The organism is Halomonas daqiaonensis (genome assembly GCF_900109725.1).
In the GTDB taxonomy this organism is placed as follows: Bacteria; Pseudomonadota; Gammaproteobacteria; order Pseudomonadales; family Halomonadaceae; genus Halomonas; species Halomonas daqiaonensis.
Genome location: NZ_FOBC01000017.1, coordinates 22804 through 39362, shown reverse-complemented (window position 1 = coordinate 39362; position 16559 = coordinate 22804). Strand labels below are relative to the sequence as shown.

General features: G+C 64.0%; 13 protein-coding genes and 1 pseudogene. 4 read left to right on the top strand and 10 right to left on the bottom strand.

Annotated features, from left to right (window positions below; genetic code table 11):
* Positions 1 to 3: 3 nt before the first annotated feature.
* Both BMY30_RS13360 and BMY30_RS18200 read right to left on the bottom strand, forming a co-directional pair.
* Positions 4 to 750, bottom strand: a complete 747-nt coding sequence (locus BMY30_RS13360; RefSeq protein WP_280140901.1) for an ATPase domain-containing protein — start codon at positions 748 to 750, stop codon at positions 4 to 6.
* Positions 751 to 1389 (bottom strand): annotated as a pseudogene (locus BMY30_RS18200) (ATPase domain-containing protein); the annotation flags it as partial.
* A 507-nt stretch (positions 1390 to 1896) separates the two neighbouring features.
* Here BMY30_RS18200 and BMY30_RS17980 point away from each other — a divergent pair.
* From BMY30_RS17980 to BMY30_RS13340, 3 genes are all read left to right on the top strand, one after another.
* A complete protein-coding gene (locus BMY30_RS17980; protein WP_211607330.1) occupies positions 1897 to 2277 on the top strand; it encodes a hypothetical protein in 381 nt (126 codons plus the stop codon).
* On the top strand, positions 2274 to 2435 hold the full coding sequence (locus BMY30_RS13345) for a GGDEF domain-containing protein (protein WP_170840143.1): 162 nt from the start codon (positions 2274 to 2276) through the stop codon (positions 2433 to 2435). The genes BMY30_RS17980 and BMY30_RS13345 overlap by 4 nt, the downstream gene beginning before the upstream one ends.
* Before the next feature lie 200 nt (positions 2436 to 2635).
* Positions 2636 to 3541 (top strand): DMT family transporter, encoded by a 906-nt coding sequence (locus BMY30_RS13340; protein WP_089714508.1) that lies wholly within the window; start codon positions 2636 to 2638, stop codon positions 3539 to 3541.
* Here BMY30_RS13340 and BMY30_RS13335 read toward each other — a convergent pair.
* From BMY30_RS13335 to BMY30_RS13320, 4 genes are all read right to left on the bottom strand, one after another.
* The gene (locus tag BMY30_RS13335; RefSeq protein WP_089714506.1) at positions 3538 to 4968 is read right to left on the bottom strand and encodes an esterase/lipase family protein; all 1431 of its coding nucleotides are present in this window, start codon (positions 4966 to 4968) and stop codon (positions 3538 to 3540) included. The two genes, BMY30_RS13340 and BMY30_RS13335, sit on opposite strands and share 4 nt — an antisense overlap.
* Before the next feature lie 144 nt (positions 4969 to 5112).
* Entirely contained in the window at positions 5113 to 5727 is a 615-nt protein-coding gene (locus tag BMY30_RS13330) for an undecaprenyl diphosphate synthase family protein (protein ID WP_089714503.1), read from the bottom strand.
* A gap of 122 nt (positions 5728 to 5849) precedes the next feature.
* Positions 5850 to 8156 carry a putative bifunctional diguanylate cyclase/phosphodiesterase gene (locus tag BMY30_RS13325; RefSeq protein WP_089714501.1) on the bottom strand — a complete coding sequence of 769 codons (2307 nt, stop codon included), beginning with the start codon at positions 8154 to 8156 and terminating at the stop codon, positions 5850 to 5852.
* Entirely contained in the window at positions 8153 to 9610 is a 1458-nt protein-coding gene (locus BMY30_RS13320) for an ATPase domain-containing protein (RefSeq protein WP_089714499.1), read from the bottom strand. The genes BMY30_RS13325 and BMY30_RS13320 overlap by 4 nt, the downstream gene beginning before the upstream one ends.
* A gap of 409 nt (positions 9611 to 10019) precedes the next feature.
* On the opposite strand from BMY30_RS13320, the gene BMY30_RS13315 reads away from it, so the two are divergent.
* Positions 10020 to 10766, top strand: a complete 747-nt coding sequence (locus BMY30_RS13315) for a Mut7-C RNAse domain-containing protein (RefSeq protein WP_089714497.1) — start codon at positions 10020 to 10022, stop codon at positions 10764 to 10766.
* An 88-nt stretch (positions 10767 to 10854) separates the two neighbouring features.
* Here BMY30_RS13315 and BMY30_RS13310 read toward each other — a convergent pair whose 3' ends face one another.
* The 4 genes from BMY30_RS13310 to BMY30_RS13295 all read right to left on the bottom strand — a co-directional run bounded on the left by BMY30_RS13310 (position 10855) and on the right by BMY30_RS13295 (position 16457).
* On the bottom strand, positions 10855 to 11628 hold the full coding sequence (locus BMY30_RS13310; protein ID WP_089714495.1) for an enoyl-CoA hydratase-related protein: 774 nt from the start codon (positions 11626 to 11628) through the stop codon (positions 10855 to 10857).
* 279 nt (positions 11629 to 11907) lie between these two features.
* Positions 11908 to 12756, bottom strand: coding sequence for a 3-hydroxybutyryl-CoA dehydrogenase (locus BMY30_RS13305; RefSeq protein WP_089714494.1), 849 nt, complete (start codon positions 12754 to 12756; stop codon positions 11908 to 11910).
* Between the two features lie 179 nt (positions 12757 to 12935).
* Positions 12936 to 14567 (bottom strand): acyl-CoA synthetase, encoded by a 1632-nt coding sequence (locus BMY30_RS13300; protein WP_089714491.1) that lies wholly within the window; start codon positions 14565 to 14567, stop codon positions 12936 to 12938.
* A gap of 78 nt (positions 14568 to 14645) precedes the next feature.
* Positions 14646 to 16457 (bottom strand): acyl-CoA dehydrogenase, encoded by a 1812-nt coding sequence (locus BMY30_RS13295; protein ID WP_089714489.1) that lies wholly within the window; start codon positions 16455 to 16457, stop codon positions 14646 to 14648.
* Positions 16458 to 16559 lie beyond the last annotated feature (102 nt).

Sequence of the window (16559 nt, the reverse complement as noted above, 5' to 3'; positions counted from 1 at the left end):
GGATTACAGCTGCTCCCGGGCACTCTCTGACAGTCGCTTTATCTCGAAGCCGCCCGCTGTCACGTTGAAAAGCTGCAAGCGGTTGTCGAAATCGGTCATGCGTTTCTTGAGAATGCCTATCGTTTTCTGCAGCGTGCTATCTGTCTGCAGGTAGCGCAAATAGATGACGTTATCGGACAGATAGCTGATTTTCCTGTCCGATATGGCCAGCGTATCGGTGGTGACATGGTTTTCGTTGATCAGGATGACCGTGACGCCGAGCCGTGCCAAGGTCTTGGCGAAGGCGTGCAGCGGCCGGCCCACGCCCTCATCGGCCTCCAGGGCTATATTGAAACCCTCGATGCTGTCCAGCACCACCAGTTCAATGCCGTTGTCTTCCACATGATCCCGCACCTGACTGGTGAACTCATCGGCCAGGTAGCGCAGCGGCTCGATCTGCTCGACCAACAGATTGCCGCTATCGAGCAGCGCATCCAGTTCGAACCCCAGGCTGCGCAGGCGACCCATGTAGGTGCCGCACTCTTCCTCGAAGATATAGACGGCGGCAGGATGGCCCTGCCTGGCCGACTCGAGCGCATAGCAGGCGCCCAAGGTGGACTTGCCGACACCGGAAGGTCCGGTCACCAGCGTGACGGTGGATGACTCCAGCCCGCCATTCAACATGGTATCCAGGTCCGTGTTCCCGCTGCCCACCTGCCAGGTATCGGGCAGATCCTTGAGCGGCAGGGGTGGCAGCAGTCGCGGGTACACCTTGAATCCGTCTTCATCCACACGGTACTGGTGTGGCCCCGCGTCAAAGTCGGAGCCCCGGAGTTTCGAGACCTGGATGTTGCTGCGGGTCGCCGTACGCTCCAGATTGATGACGCCGTCGGCAATGAACTGCAGGTCGTTATCGGGCATCTCCCTGCTCGACTCCGAGGTAAACAGCACCGTGCAGCCGCGGCTCACCAGGTAATTCAGCAGCGCCGTGGCCTGCCTGCGAAACTGGTAGACGTCCGCTGACATGAAGCGCAACTGCGTCAGCGAATCGATGAATACCCTGTGGGGGCGGACACGTTCAACCGCATCGGTGATGGTCTAGGACAGCGATTCCTGTTCGACATCGGAAGAAGCGAAAACGTCATAGGCATCGTTCTCGATGAAGAAATCATCATCCGGCGACAGCCGCAGGAATTCGATGGACGACGTGTCTATCCCCATCGAGGCAATGTTGGCCCGAACCTCGTCGGGGGGCTCCTGGAAGCCGATGAAGAGGGCGGGCTCCCCTTCCTTCCCGGCAGCGAGAAAGCTCAGCCCCAGCGTGGTCTTTCCCAGACCGGGACCGCCGCGCACCAGATAACGCCGATGGCCAATCAATCCTGATTTAAGCACCAGGTCGAGTCCTTCCACCCCTGTACTCAGCCGTTCGGGTAATCTGGAACAATCGCGCATTGGCGAGACCCTCGTTATGCGAGCATGTTGTCGTAACCTAGCCTGTATCGAGGGGAAGGTCTGTGCGGTAGCGCTCATAGATGGCAGATGAAAGGAACCGTTCCTTCCACGACGTGGTGGACTTACTACACGCTGAGTCCATGAGGCCGACCCCTTGGGTTTCTTCTACCCCTTGATCTCAATGGCAATAAAATCGATATTCGCCCTTCTCCCAGACAGTCCCATGCCCAACGTATAGTTCCCTGCCAGTCGCCGCCCTCTCACCCGCCATGCGGGCCTCACTGCACTATCCCTATCCGCCCACATTCACGACAGCATCGAAATGAGTGATTATGTACGCTAGCGCACGGAAGCAGCGCTGTCACGCCATTAGGCTGGCTGGGTACTGGGAAAGTCCCAAGGCCCGGATCAGGCATGACCTACCGACCCGGGCTCGACTGCAGGCGGAACAGGAAACCGGGTGGCATGAATGAACTCAGCGGCGACAGCTCGCGTGACGTCTACCGCAAGGAATCTGATCTGGTGCAAGATCAAGGAGGAATGAACGCACCCGACATCGGCTCCATCCAAGCCCTGAACGAGAGCCCCTCCCCCCTTTTCGGCGCCACCCAGCCATTCGACGAGAAGGCGCGGCTTGCCGAACTCCACTCCCTCGATATCCTGGACACCCCGCCGGAGGAGCGTTTCGATCGTTACACACGCCTCATGGCCGAGATCTTCAAGGTGCCCATGGTCGCGGTGTCGCTGGTCGACGAGGACCGTCAATGGTTCAAGTCATCCGTCGGGGTGGAGGTGATGCAACAGACCCGGACCCAGTGGAGATCCGGCTGCGTGACAAGGTGGTGAAGATCACCGTCAGCCTGGGTTGCGCGCAGATGGGCCAGGACGGCGACGACATGGATTCGCTCATGCGTATCGGTGACCAGCGTCTCTATGAGGCCAAGGCCCTGGGGCGTGATCGGGTGGTTGCAGGAACTGATGTCTTGCATTCGGTACAAGGCTGAACTGTTTGATGGGAACGGAGGGACAGGCCCTGTGCGTCATCGTGCGGCGCTTTGCACCTTGTGCAACATCATTGCCGTCATGATCCCGAGCGTCGGCATGGCATCCCTCACCTTGCATGGCCTCACGGCTTCCCATGGCCCCTGAGCCGCCGTACCCTTCGGGTTCACCCGAGCGCGCTCTCGCCATCCAAGGAACCGGAATGTCACCCGCCGATACCCTGCGCCTGCTGCTGCTCTCTTCGCTGTGGGGCCTGTCGTTCATCTTCATGCGGGTGGCATCACCCGAGTTCGGCCCGGTGCCGCTGGTGCTGGTGCGCATGGGCGTAGGGGCGGCGCTGCTGGTGCCGCTGTTGCTCAGCGTTCGCTACCTCCGGCTGGTACGGGAGAACGCCGGCAAGCTCTTCGTGCTGGGCTTGATCAACCATGTGCTGCCCTTCTCGCTGTTGGCGTTGGCCACCACCCGCCTGGAGGCAGGCTTTACCTCGCTGATCAATGCCACCACGCCGATCTTCACGGCACTGCTCGGGGCGCTGTTCTTCGCCACGCCCATCCAGCGCCAGCAATACCTGGGGCTGGCCATGGCCCTGTTGGGAGTCTACGTGCTCTCGGCCGATCGGCTGGATTTCGCCCTGGGCGGCGACGGCTGGTTCATCCTCGCTGTGCTGGGGGCGACCTTCTGCTACGGGGTGGCCGGCAACTACTCGAAGACCCGCCTTGCTCACCTGCCGGTACGAGTGCTGGCTGCCGGCAGTACCGCCATGTCGGCGCTGATCCTGCTGATTCCGGGGCTGATGCTGTGGCCCGCGGAGCCGATCAGCGGCTTGGCCTGGGCCAACGGCCTGGCACTGGCGGTGCTCAGCACCACGGTGGCCTTCCTGCTCTACTTCGGGCTGATCGCCAGTGCCGGGGCCACGGCCACCTCCACGGTGACCTTCCTGGTGCCGGTCAGCGCCCTGCTGTGGGGCTATCTGCTGCTGGGCGAGCGTCTCGACCTGCAGATACTGGCCGGCATGGCGATCACCCTGGTCGGCACCGCCATCGCTACCCGCATGCTGCGCCTCAAGCGCGCGGCGCCGCGAGTCGGCGGCAAATCCGACAGCACCTAGGAGCCTGCCCGGTGCTCATTCAACCGGAAGACATTGGCCGCCTGTGAACGGTGCAGGCAGATATCCACCAGCAGGGTGCGATGGGGCTGGAAGAACTCTGTCAGTTGGGTGTCGTCCAGGCGGAGGTCGTCGATGTCCTCGTCGGCCAGGGTGCGGAAGCCTACCGGAGTGTGGCGGGCCGCCTGTTCGTCCTCCTCGAGCATGGGCTCGGCGGTGATCGACATGCCCAGTTGGGTGCCGGCACGGGCGACGGCGTCGTACAGCCGGACGGTGTCGATGTACAGGCTGCGTAACGAGGTATCGGCCTGGTAGGAATGCACCTTGCGGATCGCCTCCTCGTGGATGGTGCGGGCCAGGCCGCCGCCGTCGGAACGGTTGTCGCGGGGATCGTAGAACTCGATCAGGTAGTCCTCGACGGGCACGTCGAACTGGTCGTGCACCCGCACCACGGTATTCTGGAAGCCGGGCTTGCCGCGGCGCTCTCCGGGTTGGCGAGTCAGTTGCCGGTTGGCCTGCTCGCACTCGTCGCAGAAATCATCGAAGGCAGCGTCCTCGATGCCCAGAGCCCGTTCGATCAGGTCCAGCGCCCCGCGCCGCGCCTGGCTCAACTGGCTGTAGGTGTCGTCGAGCTTGATCGCCGAGTGATGCAGGCCGTCGAGGATGCGAAAGGCGGTGCGCCCGATGGAGGGCCGGTACTCGACCACCTCCGGCACGGTGACACGGACCTTCTCGCGGCCTTCCTCACGGAGCTCCTCGCGAAAGGCGATGCGCACCCGGGCGCAGTTCAGGTTGGCAGTGGAGAGCCGCACCGTGCCGTCGCCGCCCTCCTCGTTGGCCACCGCCCGGATGCCACCATAGCCGCTGTTGCCGCACAGCACGGTGCAAAGCACGCGCCCCGGGGCGTACATGCCATCGCCTTCGGCGAAGCGGTCACGCATGGCCAGATCCCAGCTGTAGGGGCTGGCCAACTCCAGGCCACGCAGGATGCCGGCCCCGGTCTCCAACGCCGCCTGTCCCGCCTGACGGCTGAAAAAGCCGTTGGCGACACGCCCCAGCATCGAACGGCCCAGGTGGGCCAGCGGCGAGCCGAAGTTGGCCGGGGCCAGCATCACCAGGTGCTTGACCGGGGCGGCGTCGGGGGGAAAGTGGCGTGCCAGCCAGTCGCGGATCACCAGGCCGCCGGTGGAATGGACGATGACGTCCACACTGGCGGTGTCGCGCGGCAGGCCGCGCTCCGTCCAGGCGCGATCCAGGGCGGCCTGCAGGTCGTCGAAGCGCAGGGCGTCGTCCTTGGAGAGGTAATCACCGATGGCGATACGCTGGATTCGCGCACCACCCAGGCGACGGTGAAGGTGTCCGGCCAGCCGCTCGAAGGAGCTACCTTCGTCGTTCCAGCCGTGAAGCAGAATCAGGGGACGGTCAGTCATGGGATAGCCTCCCGCTCTCAGCGCCGCCCCTGCCGGGGCGTCTCGGCCCATCCAACGGCGCCTCGCGCCGGTCATCACTGAATAGCGTAGTCGCTCGGCCGGAAAGCGGGGCAGGCCTTATCGATATTCAGGCCGGCCAGACGGTTAGCCGCCGAGGGTGCGATCCTGCTTCCTGAACCAGGCAAGGGCCTGCTCGAAATGCCGAGGGTCGAAATCCGGCCAGTATTCGTCCCTGACATAGAAGTCCGCATAGACGGACTGCACCGGCAGAAAGCCACTCAATCGCCGCCCGCCTCCCCAGCGCACGATCAGATCGACCCGCGATACGTCGCTGGAGCGAAGGCTGCCCTCGCGCAGGCCGTCCAGATCCCACTCCCAGCCATAGTTGGCGAGCAGGTTGACCTTGATGCCTTCGCCGCGACGCTCACGAAAGGGTTTCAATTCATCGGGAAACTGCGCCGAGGTGTCGTCACCGACCACCTGGAGGGCCGCACCGCGTCGCGCCACCTCCAGGGCGAATTCCACGGTGGCCTGGCTAAAGGCGTGCTTCTGCACGGAGGCGCGCCGGGTGTTGTCCTGGGTGAAGCCGTAGATGGAGATTTCCCGGATGCCGTAGGCCTTGCACTGCTCATAGAGCTGTATGCCGGGGTCGATCCCGTGAGCGTATCCGGCTTCCTTGGGCATGCCGTGCTGCTGGGCCCAACGACGATTGCCATCGGGAATGAAACCGACATGGGTCGGAAGACTGCCTTTTGCCATACCTGACCTCGACCTTCACAGCAGCACGCTGGATGATATAGGACCCAACTCCCAGTGGGCCTCGCTGTCATCAGCCTACCCCAAGGCGACAGGCAGGGATATTCACCGGAATCGCCACGGCATCAACCGTCCCGTTGGCGCTGCAGCCAGCGTTCCAGTTCCTCGGCGGAGATGGCGGGACTGAACCAGAAACCCTGTCCCCAGCCCTTGCCGCCGGATATCGCCAGCAGCCGTTGACGTTGCTGCTCGGTCTCGATACCTTCGGCCACGATCTGCAGGCCCAGGTTGCTTGCCATCTTATGGATGATGCCCACCAGTGCCGCTCCCTTGCTGTTCGGGTAATCCAGTTCGCTGACGAAGCTGCGATCGATCTTCAAGGTCTGGATGGAAAGGTGCTGCAGTCGACTCAGTGACGAGAAGCCCGTGCCGAAGTCGTCGATGGCGATCTGGAAGCCCTCTTCGTGCAGCCCGGCGAGCAGGGTCTCTATCGCCGACGGATCGACCATCAGGGTGCTCTCGGTGACCTCCAGATGGACCCAGCGGGGGTCGATATGCGGGCGCACCAAGGCGGCGAAATGCTCGACATCGCCGTGAGGATGGAGCTGGTTCACGCTGATATTGACCGACATCGCTAACGTGAACCCCTGGTCGTGCCAGGCTCGCAGCTGGCGAACAGCGGTCTCGAGTACCCAGTCGCCCAGCGGTTTGATCAAGCCTATCTCTTCTGCCAGGGGCATGAAGGATCCCGGCATCAGCATGCTGCCGTCTTCCTGGGGCCAGCGAATCAGCGCCTCGACTGCCATGATCCGGCAAGTGTCGAGATCGAAGACCGGCTGGTAGTAGAGCTCGAATTCATCACGTTCGAGGGCCTGACGTAACCTCGCCTCGAGGGAGAAACGCTGCTGTCGGCTGGCTGACATCTCTTCCGAGAAGACGCGACTGCAGCTACCACCTCGGGCCTTGGCCTCGTACATCGCCTTGTCGGCATTCTCGATCAATAGGGCGGGTTCCCGACCATGGCGGGGAAACAGACTGATCCCCACGCTGGCACTCAGACGGTGGCTATGGCCATCCACCATCAGGGGTTCCTTGAGGTGGGCGATGATCCGGTTGGCCATGTCGACGGAGGCTTCAACCAGGGCCTCCGGGTCCAGAGAAGCGGAATGGCGAGGCGCATCGAACATGACCACCAGGAATTCGTCGCCCCCCTGGCGAACCACCAGGTCGGAATCACGTACCGCCCCCTGCAGGCGTTGCCCGATCTGCTTGAGCACCTGGTCCCCCACGTCGTGGCCCAGGGCATCGTTGATCAGCTTGAAACCGTCCAGGTCGATGAAGATGATCGCCCCCGCTTCCTCGCCGGACTCGGGGCGAGAGAGCAGACCTTCCAGGTAATGCAGGAGATGACGCCGATTGGGCAGCCCGGTGAGTGCATCGGTGTAGGCCAGGTAGTGGATCTCGGCGGCCTGCTGCACGCGCTCGAAATGGCTGCGCAGTGCGCTCAATCCGAACACCAGGTTGTCGGCGAGACGTTCCAGCAACTCACGCTGTTTAGTGCCGAAGTGTTCCGGCCCGCTGGCATAGATGGCGAGACACCCTGGTGGCCCGTTTTCGATATTCAGCGGCAGGATGATGGCAGAGCCCAGCCGGTGGCTCCTCGCCCGATCACGGATATCGGCAGAGGCGAAGGTGGCAGGAACGTCATCGATGATATGCGTCCTGCCCGAGTGCATTGCCCCCTCGAGTACCGTGCTGACCTGGGGGTCCTGTTCCCAGTCGCGGTTCAGATCGGCGACGAAGGCATTGGCGGGGCCGGCGCTGGCGCGGATCTGTATTCGCTTGTCGCTGTCCTCGTCGGCAAAGCCGATCCAGGCCAGGTTGTAATCCTCCTCGTCGACAATCGTCCGGCACAGGGTCTTGATCAAGTCCTCTTCGTTCTTGGCCCTCACCACCACATTGTCGCAGGCGTTCAGGGTATGCAGGGCGCTGACAAGCCCTTCGAGCTGCCGGCGAGCCTCCTCCTGCTCGCGGGAGAGAGTCCCCAGGCGCAGTAGGTTGCCGATCCTGGCCTTGAGTTCCTCCTGGCTGGTGGGAATGCGCAGGATGTCATCGACGGTGTTGCCGAGCTCGGACGCGATGGGTGCATGCGTCCCGAGTCGCCTGTCGTTGACCAGCAGCACCGGCAGGACGAGAGGATCGGCGAGGCGACGCAGCTCCCGGATTCGCTCGCGATGACGGCGCAGGGACACCACGTCGACCACGATCAGGTCGGGACCCGCCGAAGCAGAACCCTCGACGCCATCGGCCAGATCGTGACGCAGGGCGTACTGCCCGCCCAGTATGCGCTTGAGTAACTGGGCATTGGCGGGGTTCGTCAGGAGGACGGCAATGCTCGTCAGGCGCTGATTCATGGTCACCGGCGTAATCATGTCGGGTCACGAGGAGAGGAAGTCGTCAATTCGGGAGTGCCTGACAAGATGCCGCGCATGCCCCGCAAGGGGAGGCCGATCCGCAGCCCTTCCGAAGTGATCTCGAATTCACGCAGGCTACGCTCGAAGCTGCCGGCGCGTTTCTTGAGCACGCCGATGGACTTGCGCAACTCGCCGTCCAGCTCCATGTAGCGAAGCATGATGATGTTGTCGGCAATGTAGCTCAGACCATATTCCGTCACTTTTGTCTGTGCGCCGGCGATGGAGTAGACCTCGTTCACCAGGACGACGGTAATTCCCATGTTGACCAGGTAGCGACACAGGGCATGGACCCGCAGTTGCAGGTCCTCCCCGTGTACCGAGTGCTGGTAGCCGGAAAGGCTATCGATCATCACCAGGCTTGTGCCGCGCTCCTCGATCTCCTTGCGTACCACGGCCGCGAATCGGTCGGGGTTGTAGTGCAGGGGCTCGACGGCCTCGAAGACCAGGTTGCCGCTGTCGACAAGCGACTGGGCCGGAAGGCCGACCTGCTCGCAACGGGTGAAGAAGGTCGAGGCGCCTTCATCGAAGCTGTAGATGGCCGAGCGCTCGTTACGAGCGGCGGCTGCGCAGGCCAACTGGGCGCCGAGTGTGGTCTTGCCTACGCCGGTAGGACCCGAGAGCAGGGTCACGGTGCCACGCTCGATGCCCCCGTGGGTCAGAGCATCGAACTCGTCGATGCCGGACCCGAGGGGCTCATGCTCCACGCTGCGACCGTGCTGTTCGGGCATGAGGCGCGGGTAGAGGGTCATGCCCTCCTCGCCCAGGGAGAAGTAGTGCGCCCCTTCGGCGAAGGAGGAACCACGCAGCTTGGTGATGCGGCACTGGCGGCCAATCTCGCTATTTTCCAGGTTGATGACGCCATCGCTCAGGAAAGGCAGGGCCTCGTCGTCCTCGACCGATGCCTGCTCGGACGTGAAGGCCACGGTCGACTCTTCTGCGATGAGCTTGCGCAGCAGCGACAGCACCTTCTTGCGAAACTGGAAGGTATCTACCGAGAGATAACGCATCTGGCTGAGCGAATCGATCAGGATGCGCCGAGGCTTGTGCTCGCGGACATGCTCGAGGATACCGTCATGAACGGTATTGCCCTCGACATCCCAGCTTTCCAGCAGGCTGTAGGCACCGCTGCTCTCCTCGTCCTGTCCCGGCGAGAGGTCCAGCACGTCGACCCCGTCCATGGGCAGGCCGCAGCGCGCGGCATTTTCACGCAATTGCCGTTCCGACTCGCCCAGGGTAACGAAGAGGCTATCTTCTCGTGGGCCGCTGAGCAGGAAATGTAGCCCCAAAGTGGTCTTGCCCGAGCCCGGACCGCCGCGAATCAGATAGGCGCGCCGAGGCAGCAAACCCCCATGGAGAATCTCGTCGAAGCCGCTCACGCCGGTAAGAAGCCGTTCGTCGTCGGGGGCTGTCATAGGTAACTCCTGGCAGATTTGCGTATCATCTTCGCATGTTGTAAATCCCTGCTTAGAACGAGTCAAAAGGCAATTTCCGGCTATTTCTACGCTTTGACTTCTTGTTTAATCTCACGTCAACCAATACACCTCATCAGCAGGTAAGGCGGCTCGTCGACCGAGCCTTCCCATTCCTTGGTGCTGTTATAAATGGGAGTAGGTGCCCTGCTTTTAGTTCCTTGCTGTTTACCCTGCGCTACCGGCTGGTCGACAAAACCCTCAGCCTGCGGATTCTCGTGGCCAGGGAGATTACCCTGGCGGGCACGGCCATCGCCACATGGATGATGCGGTGGAGCCGCCCCCAGATGACCTAGAGTGACTCAGCGCCTGCCAGAGGGGCGATCGCAAGGTGACATCAACGAGACACGCCATGGCCAGTGCCGCGTTCCAATTCCACGACCGCTTGAATGACTTCCTGCCGCCGGCGTCACGCGACGGAATCCTCTCTTGTAATGTATCGCGCCGCGCGTCCATCAAGGATGTGATCGAGTCGCTGGGGATACCGCATACCGAGGTTGACGCCATCCTGGTCGACGGCGCCTCGGTGGACTTCGATCACATCCTCACCGGCGGTGAGCGAGTGGAGATCTACCCCTGGACGACTGCCCCGGCGGTGGCCCGTCATCTGCGCCCACTCCCGCCGTCATGCCCGCGCTTCCTGCTGGACGCGCAGCTCGGCCGCCTCGCCCGCTATCTGCGACTGCTCGGCTTCGATTGCCATTACCACAACGACATCGGCGACGCCGAGCTGGCCGCCCGGGCCGATGAGCAAGGGCGCATCCTGCTAACCCGCGACCGTAACCTGCTCAAGCGCAAGCGAATCCGTATCGCCCATTACGTGCGCGCCGACGCGCCCTGGCAGCAGGTTGAGGAAGTGTGCCGAGAGTTCGACCTCGCCCCGGCCTTCGCGCCCTTCACTCGCTGCACAAAGTGCAACGGCAGGCTCGTCGCCGTCGACAAGACGGACATCATCGATCGGCTCGAGCCCCTGACACGACGCTACGTGGAGGACTTCCTGGAGTGCGAGAGCTGCGGCCAGCTCTACTGGCACGGCAGCCATGTCTCACCCATGGAGGAGCGGGTGGAGCGACTGAAGGCACATCGCTCACCAAGATAGACCGGCAAGACAGACCGGCGAGGTAGCCCGAAAGGAAAAACGGCCGTGGCGTCCTCGCCATGGCCGTTCCCGTTCAGACACGGCAGAATCAGAAGTTGGGCTTGCGCTTCTCGACGAAGGCGCTCATGCCCTCGGTCTGCTCGTCACCGGCGAAGCAGAACGCGAACAGGGCGTTCTCCAGCGCCAGTGCGCTGTCCAGGTCCTGGTCCATGCCGTCATGGATCGCCTGCTTGGCGGCACGCACCGAGCGCGGACCATTGCCGCCGATCTGCTTGGCGAGCTCATCCGCATAAGCTTCGAGCTCGGCCTGAGGCATCACGCGGTTGACCAGACCAATGCGCAGCGCCTCCTTGGCGTCGATCTTGCGACCGGTGGTGCACAGATCGATGGCCATGGCCGGTCCGATGCGACGCGGCAGGCGCTGAGTGCCGCCGAAGCCGGGGATCACACCGAGCAGCACTTCGGGCTGGCCGAAGATGGCGTTGTCGCTGGCCACCGCCCAGTCGCAGGCCAGTGCCAGCTCGCAGCCGCCGCCCAGGCAGAAGCCGTTGACCAGCGCCACGGTGGGAACAGGCAGGGTCTCCAGGCGCTTGAAGGTATCGAGCGCCTTACGGGCGAAGTCGCGCGCCTCTTCCGGCGTCTTGTCACGCATCTCGGCGATATCGGCACCGGCCACGAAGGATTTCTCGCCGGCGCCGGTGATCAGCACAGCGCGCAGGTCATCACGGGCCTCGAGCTCTGCCAGCACGCGTTCCAGCTCGATCAGCACATCGCTGTTCAGGGCATTCAGCGCCTTGGGACGACTGATGGTCAGGCGTACGATGCCGGCGTTTTCTACAACCTCGATCGGGGACTCGCTCATTTGGGGGCTCCTGGCGTGGTTCTGCGTAGTTCTTGAAGGATAGACCGCCCAACCCTAGCGAACGCTTGGTTGGGCGGCAATCCCCTCTTTTGTCGGGTCAAGATTATCGCAGATAGCAAGAACGCTCGGAGCTATACCGACGACAAGCCTCTGGGGAGGCGCTGTGAATACCTCCCTGTACGCTACCGACGCCATCCCTGGCGTAGGACCTCCCCTACGACTTGTCCCCGGCGCGCCTCGCTATGAATAACTGCGATAACCCTGTTTCTCGAGTGAAAATCAGTTATAGACGTGGAAACCACGGCCACTCTTGCGGCCAAGGTAGCCAGCATCGACCATGCGCTTGAGCAGCGGACAGGGGCGGTACTTGGGATCGCCGAAGCCTTCCTGCAGCACCTCCATGATCGCCAGGCAGACGTCCAGGCCGATCAGGTCAGCCAGCGCCAGCGGGCCCATCGGATGGGCAGCGCCCAGCTTCATGGCCTCGTCCACCGCCTCGGGGGTGGCGGCGCCCTCCTGCACCAGGAAGGCCGCCTCGTTGATCATCGGCACCAGCAGGCGGTTGACCGCGAAGCCCGGCGAGTCGCCTACCGGCACCGCGGTCTTGCCGAGGTCGGCGGCCAGTTGCTCGATGCGCGTCACGGTGGCGTCGCTGGTCTGTTCGGCGCGAATCACCTCGACCAGCTTGAGCACCGGCACCGGGTTGAAGAAGTGCATGCCCACCACCCGCTCGGGGCGTTCGCAGACGGCGGCGAGCCGGGTCAGCGACAGCGAGGAGGTATTGGAGGCGAGGATGGCCTCATGGGTCAGGCGGCTCAGGTCGCGGAACAGCTTCTCCTTGAGCGCCGGCTGCTCGGGGGCCGCCTCGATGATCACCTCGCAGTCACGCAGGGCGTCCAGCGCGGTGGTGGTATCCAGGCGCGCCAGGGCAGCCTCCCGGTCAGCGTCACTGAGCTTCTCCTTGGAGACCAGCTTGGCCAGGCCCTTGTCGATGGCCCCCCGGGCACGCTCGAGCTGCTCGTCGGCCACGTCGTAGAGCTTGACGTCGAAACCGCTGGTGACCAGGACCTGGGCGATGCCCTGGCCCATGGTGCCGGCGCCGACCACGCCGATCGGTTGTTGGCTCATTTACACTCTCCCATGTTGTCTTGTGGACTGCTCAGAGGTTTTCCGTCGGCAAGCCTCCGGAGAGGCGCTGTGAACCTCTTCCTGGGCGCTACCGACGCCATCCATGGCGTAGGACCTCACCTACGGCTTGCCCCCTGCGCTCCTCGCTTGGATCTGAGGTTACTCTTGGTGGTATGCGCCTACTGATTGCGGGCCTCGTCACGCAGCACGAACTTCTGGATCTTGCCGGTGGAGGTCTTGGGCAGCTCGCTGAAGATCACCGTCTTCGGCACCTTGAAGCGGGCCAGGTGCTGGCGGCAGTGGTCGATGATCTGCTGCTCGGTGACCTCGTCGTAGCCGACCTTGAGCTTGACAAAGGCGCAGGGGGTCTCGCCCCACTTCTCGTCGGGCTTGGCCACCACTGCAGCCTCCTCCACCGCCGGATGCGAATAGATGGCGTCCTCCACCTCGATGGTGGAGATGTTCTCGCCGCCGGAGATGATGATGTCCTTGGAGCGGTCCTTGATCTCGATGTAGCCATCGGCATGCCAGACAGCGAGGTCGCCAGTATGGTACCAGCCGCCCTCTAGGGCCTGCTCGGTGGCCGCCTCGTTCTTCAGGTAGCCCTTCATAACGTTGTTACCACGCATCAGTATCTCGCCGATGGTCTCACCGTCCTTGGGCACCGGCTCCAGGGTGATGGGATCGGCGACACAGAGCGCTTCCAGCATGTGGTAGCGAACGCCCTGGCGCGACTTGATCCTGGCCCTCTCCTCGATGGGCAACTCGTTCCACGCCTCTCGCCAGGCGCAGGTGGTCACCGGGCCATAGACCTCGGTGAGGCCGTAGACATGGGTCACGTCGATACCCAGTTTTTCCACGCCGGCGATCACCGAGGCGGGCGGTGCCGCGCCGGCGGTGGTGACCTTCACCGGATGATCGAAGTGGCGCTTGTCTTCGGCGGGCAGGTTGACCAGTCCGTTGAGCACGATGGGCGCGCCGCTGAAGTGGGTCACCTGCTCGTCGGCGATCAGGTCCATGACCTTCTTCGCCTCGACCTTGCGCAGGCAGACGTTGGTGCCGGCGGCTGCGGCAATGGTCCAGGGGAAGCACCAGCCGTTGCAGTGGAACATCGGCAGGGTCCACAGATAGACCGGGTGTTGGGGCATCGCCCAGACCAGGATGTTGCTGACGGCATTCAGGTAGGCGCCGCGGTGATGGTAGACCACACCCTTGGGCTTGCCGGTGGTGCCGGAGGTGTAGTTGAGCGAGATCGCCTGCCACTCGTCCTCGGGCAGCCGATAGGGGTATGACGGATCGCCCTCGGCGAGCAGGGTCTCGTACTCCAGCTCGCCAATGGCGCGGCCGCCGGCCATGAACTGCTCGTCCGCCACGTCGATGATCAGCGGCTTGCGCTCGAGCTTGCTCACCGCCTCCTCGATGACATCGGCGAACTCAGGATCGACCAGGATCGCCCTGGCCTCGCCGTGCTCGAGCATGTAGGCGATGGCCTCGGCATCCAGGCGAATGTTCAGGGTGTTGAGCACGCAGCCAGCCAGGGGCACACCGAAGTGGGCCTCGAACATCGCCGGCACGTTGGGCAGCATCGCCGCTACCGTCTCGCCGGACCGGATGCCGCGCTTCTCCAGCGCCGAGGCGAGCCGACGGCAGCGCTCCCAGGTGGTGCCCCAGTCGCGGCGGATCTCGCCGTGAACCAGCGCCGGATAGTCCGGGTAGACCGAGGCGGTGCGCTCGATGAAGGTCAGCGGCGAGAGCGCCACAAAGTTGGCGGGGGTCTTGGGCAGGCCCTGTTCGAAGATGCTCTGGCTCATGGCTGGCTCCGTGAGTGGCATTGCGTGGCGTGTGGAAAAACCGCCGCCGGCACGGGGCCGGCGGCGAGTCGATGTGGCTTATTGGGTGGCGGCATCGAAGGCGGCGAGGCTCGTCATGCCAGCCTCGATCACCGCGCGCTGGGCCCGGCCCACCGGCAGCCACTGACGGATGGCATAGTCGGCGCTCTGCCGCTTGGCGGCATAGAAGGGGTCCGCCCGTCCGGAAGCGCCGCCGCCAGCGGCCTGGGCGGCGCTGGCCGCCAGCGCCGCCTGGCCCATCTGCCAGGCGCACAGCACGTGGCCGGCCAGGCTGAGGAAAGGCGTGGCATAGGCCTGGACGGCATCGGCACCCTGCTCGGGGTCGGTGCCCTCTTCCAGCACCCTTACCATGGCGGCGCGCAGATCGGCGGCGCCGCCGGCCAGGCTCTCACCCAGTTCGGCGAGCTCGCCATTCTCCTTGAGCGTCGCGGCGGTGGTTTCCACCTCGCCGACCAGGCTCTCGAGCGCCGCACCACCGTCACGCTGCAGCTTGCGGCCAGCCAGGTCGAGGGCCTGAATGCCGTTGGTGCCCTCGTAGATGGGCGCGATACGGGCGTCGCGCAGCAACTGGGCGGCGCCGGCCTCCTCGATGAAGCCCATGCCGCCGTGCACCTGAATACCCAGCGAGGCGATCTCCACGGCCTGATCGGTGGAGAAGGCCTTGACCACCGGAATCAGCACATCGACCCGCGCCTGGGCGAGGCGGCGCTCGCCCTCGTCGGCGGCGTGGCGGGCCACGTCGAGCCGGTCGGCGCAATAGAGGGCCAGCGCGCGCAGGGCATCGGTGCGGGCACGCATGGAAAGCAGCATGCGACGCACGTCCAGGTGATCGCTGATGGTGCAGTCGTTTCGGCCGGAACGCGGGCTGCGCCCCTGGGTGCGGTCCAGGGCGTAGGCGAAGGCCTGCTGGCAGGCCCGCTCGGCCACGCCGATACCCTGGATGCCTACCTTGTGGCGTGCCTCGTTCATCATGGTGAACATGTGGTTGAGGCCACGGCCCTCCTCGCCGACCAGGGTGCCGATGGCACCCTCACCTTCGCCGAAGCTCAGGGTGCAGGTGGGCGAGCCATGAATTCCCAGCTTGTGCTCGATGGAGGCACAGGTGACGTCGTTGCGCTCGCCCAGGCTGCCGTCGGCGTTGACCAGGAACTTGGGCACCAGGAACAGCGAGATGCCCTTGTTGCCCTCCGGGGCGTCCGGCTTGCGCGCCAGCACCAGGTGGATGATGTTCTCGGCGGCGTCGTGATCGCCCCAGGTGATGTAGATCTTCTGGCCGAACAGCCGATACTGGCCTGAGCCGTCCTCGCTGGGCACGGCACGGGTGCGCACCTTGGAGAGGTCCGAGCCGGCCTGAGGCTCGGTGAGGTTCATGGTGCCGGTCCAGGCGCCCTCCACCAGCTTCGCCAGGTAGACGGCCTGCTGCTCGTCGCTGCCGTGGTGGGCCAGTGCCTCGATGGCCCCGGCGGTGAGCATCGGGCACAGGCCAAGCGCCATATTGGCGCCGTGGAGCATTTCCTGAACGGCGCTGGCCACCACTTCGGGCAGGCCCTGCCCGCCCAGCGCCTCGGAGACGCCGATGCCGTTCCAGCCGCCCTCGGCATAGGCCTGGTAGGCCTCGATAAACCCGGCGGGAAGCGTTACCTGTCCATCCTTCAGCCGACAGCCCTGGTGGTCACCGCTGGCGTTGAGCGGCGCCCAGACCTCACCGGCCAGCCTGGCGGCTTCTTCCAGCACGGCCTCTACCAGGTCGGGGCTGGCCTCCTCGAAACCGGGCAGGGCGAGCGAGCCGTGCCCGAGCATCTCCTCCAGCACGAAGCGAACGTCACGGACGGGGGCGACATAAGGAGTCATGGGTGCACCTCGGGAACAATGATAACGGCGATAGTAGATTCACTACTTTTCGCCGACCATTATCCCAAGGTATCAACGCCCGTGCAGCAAGTGCGTCACCCC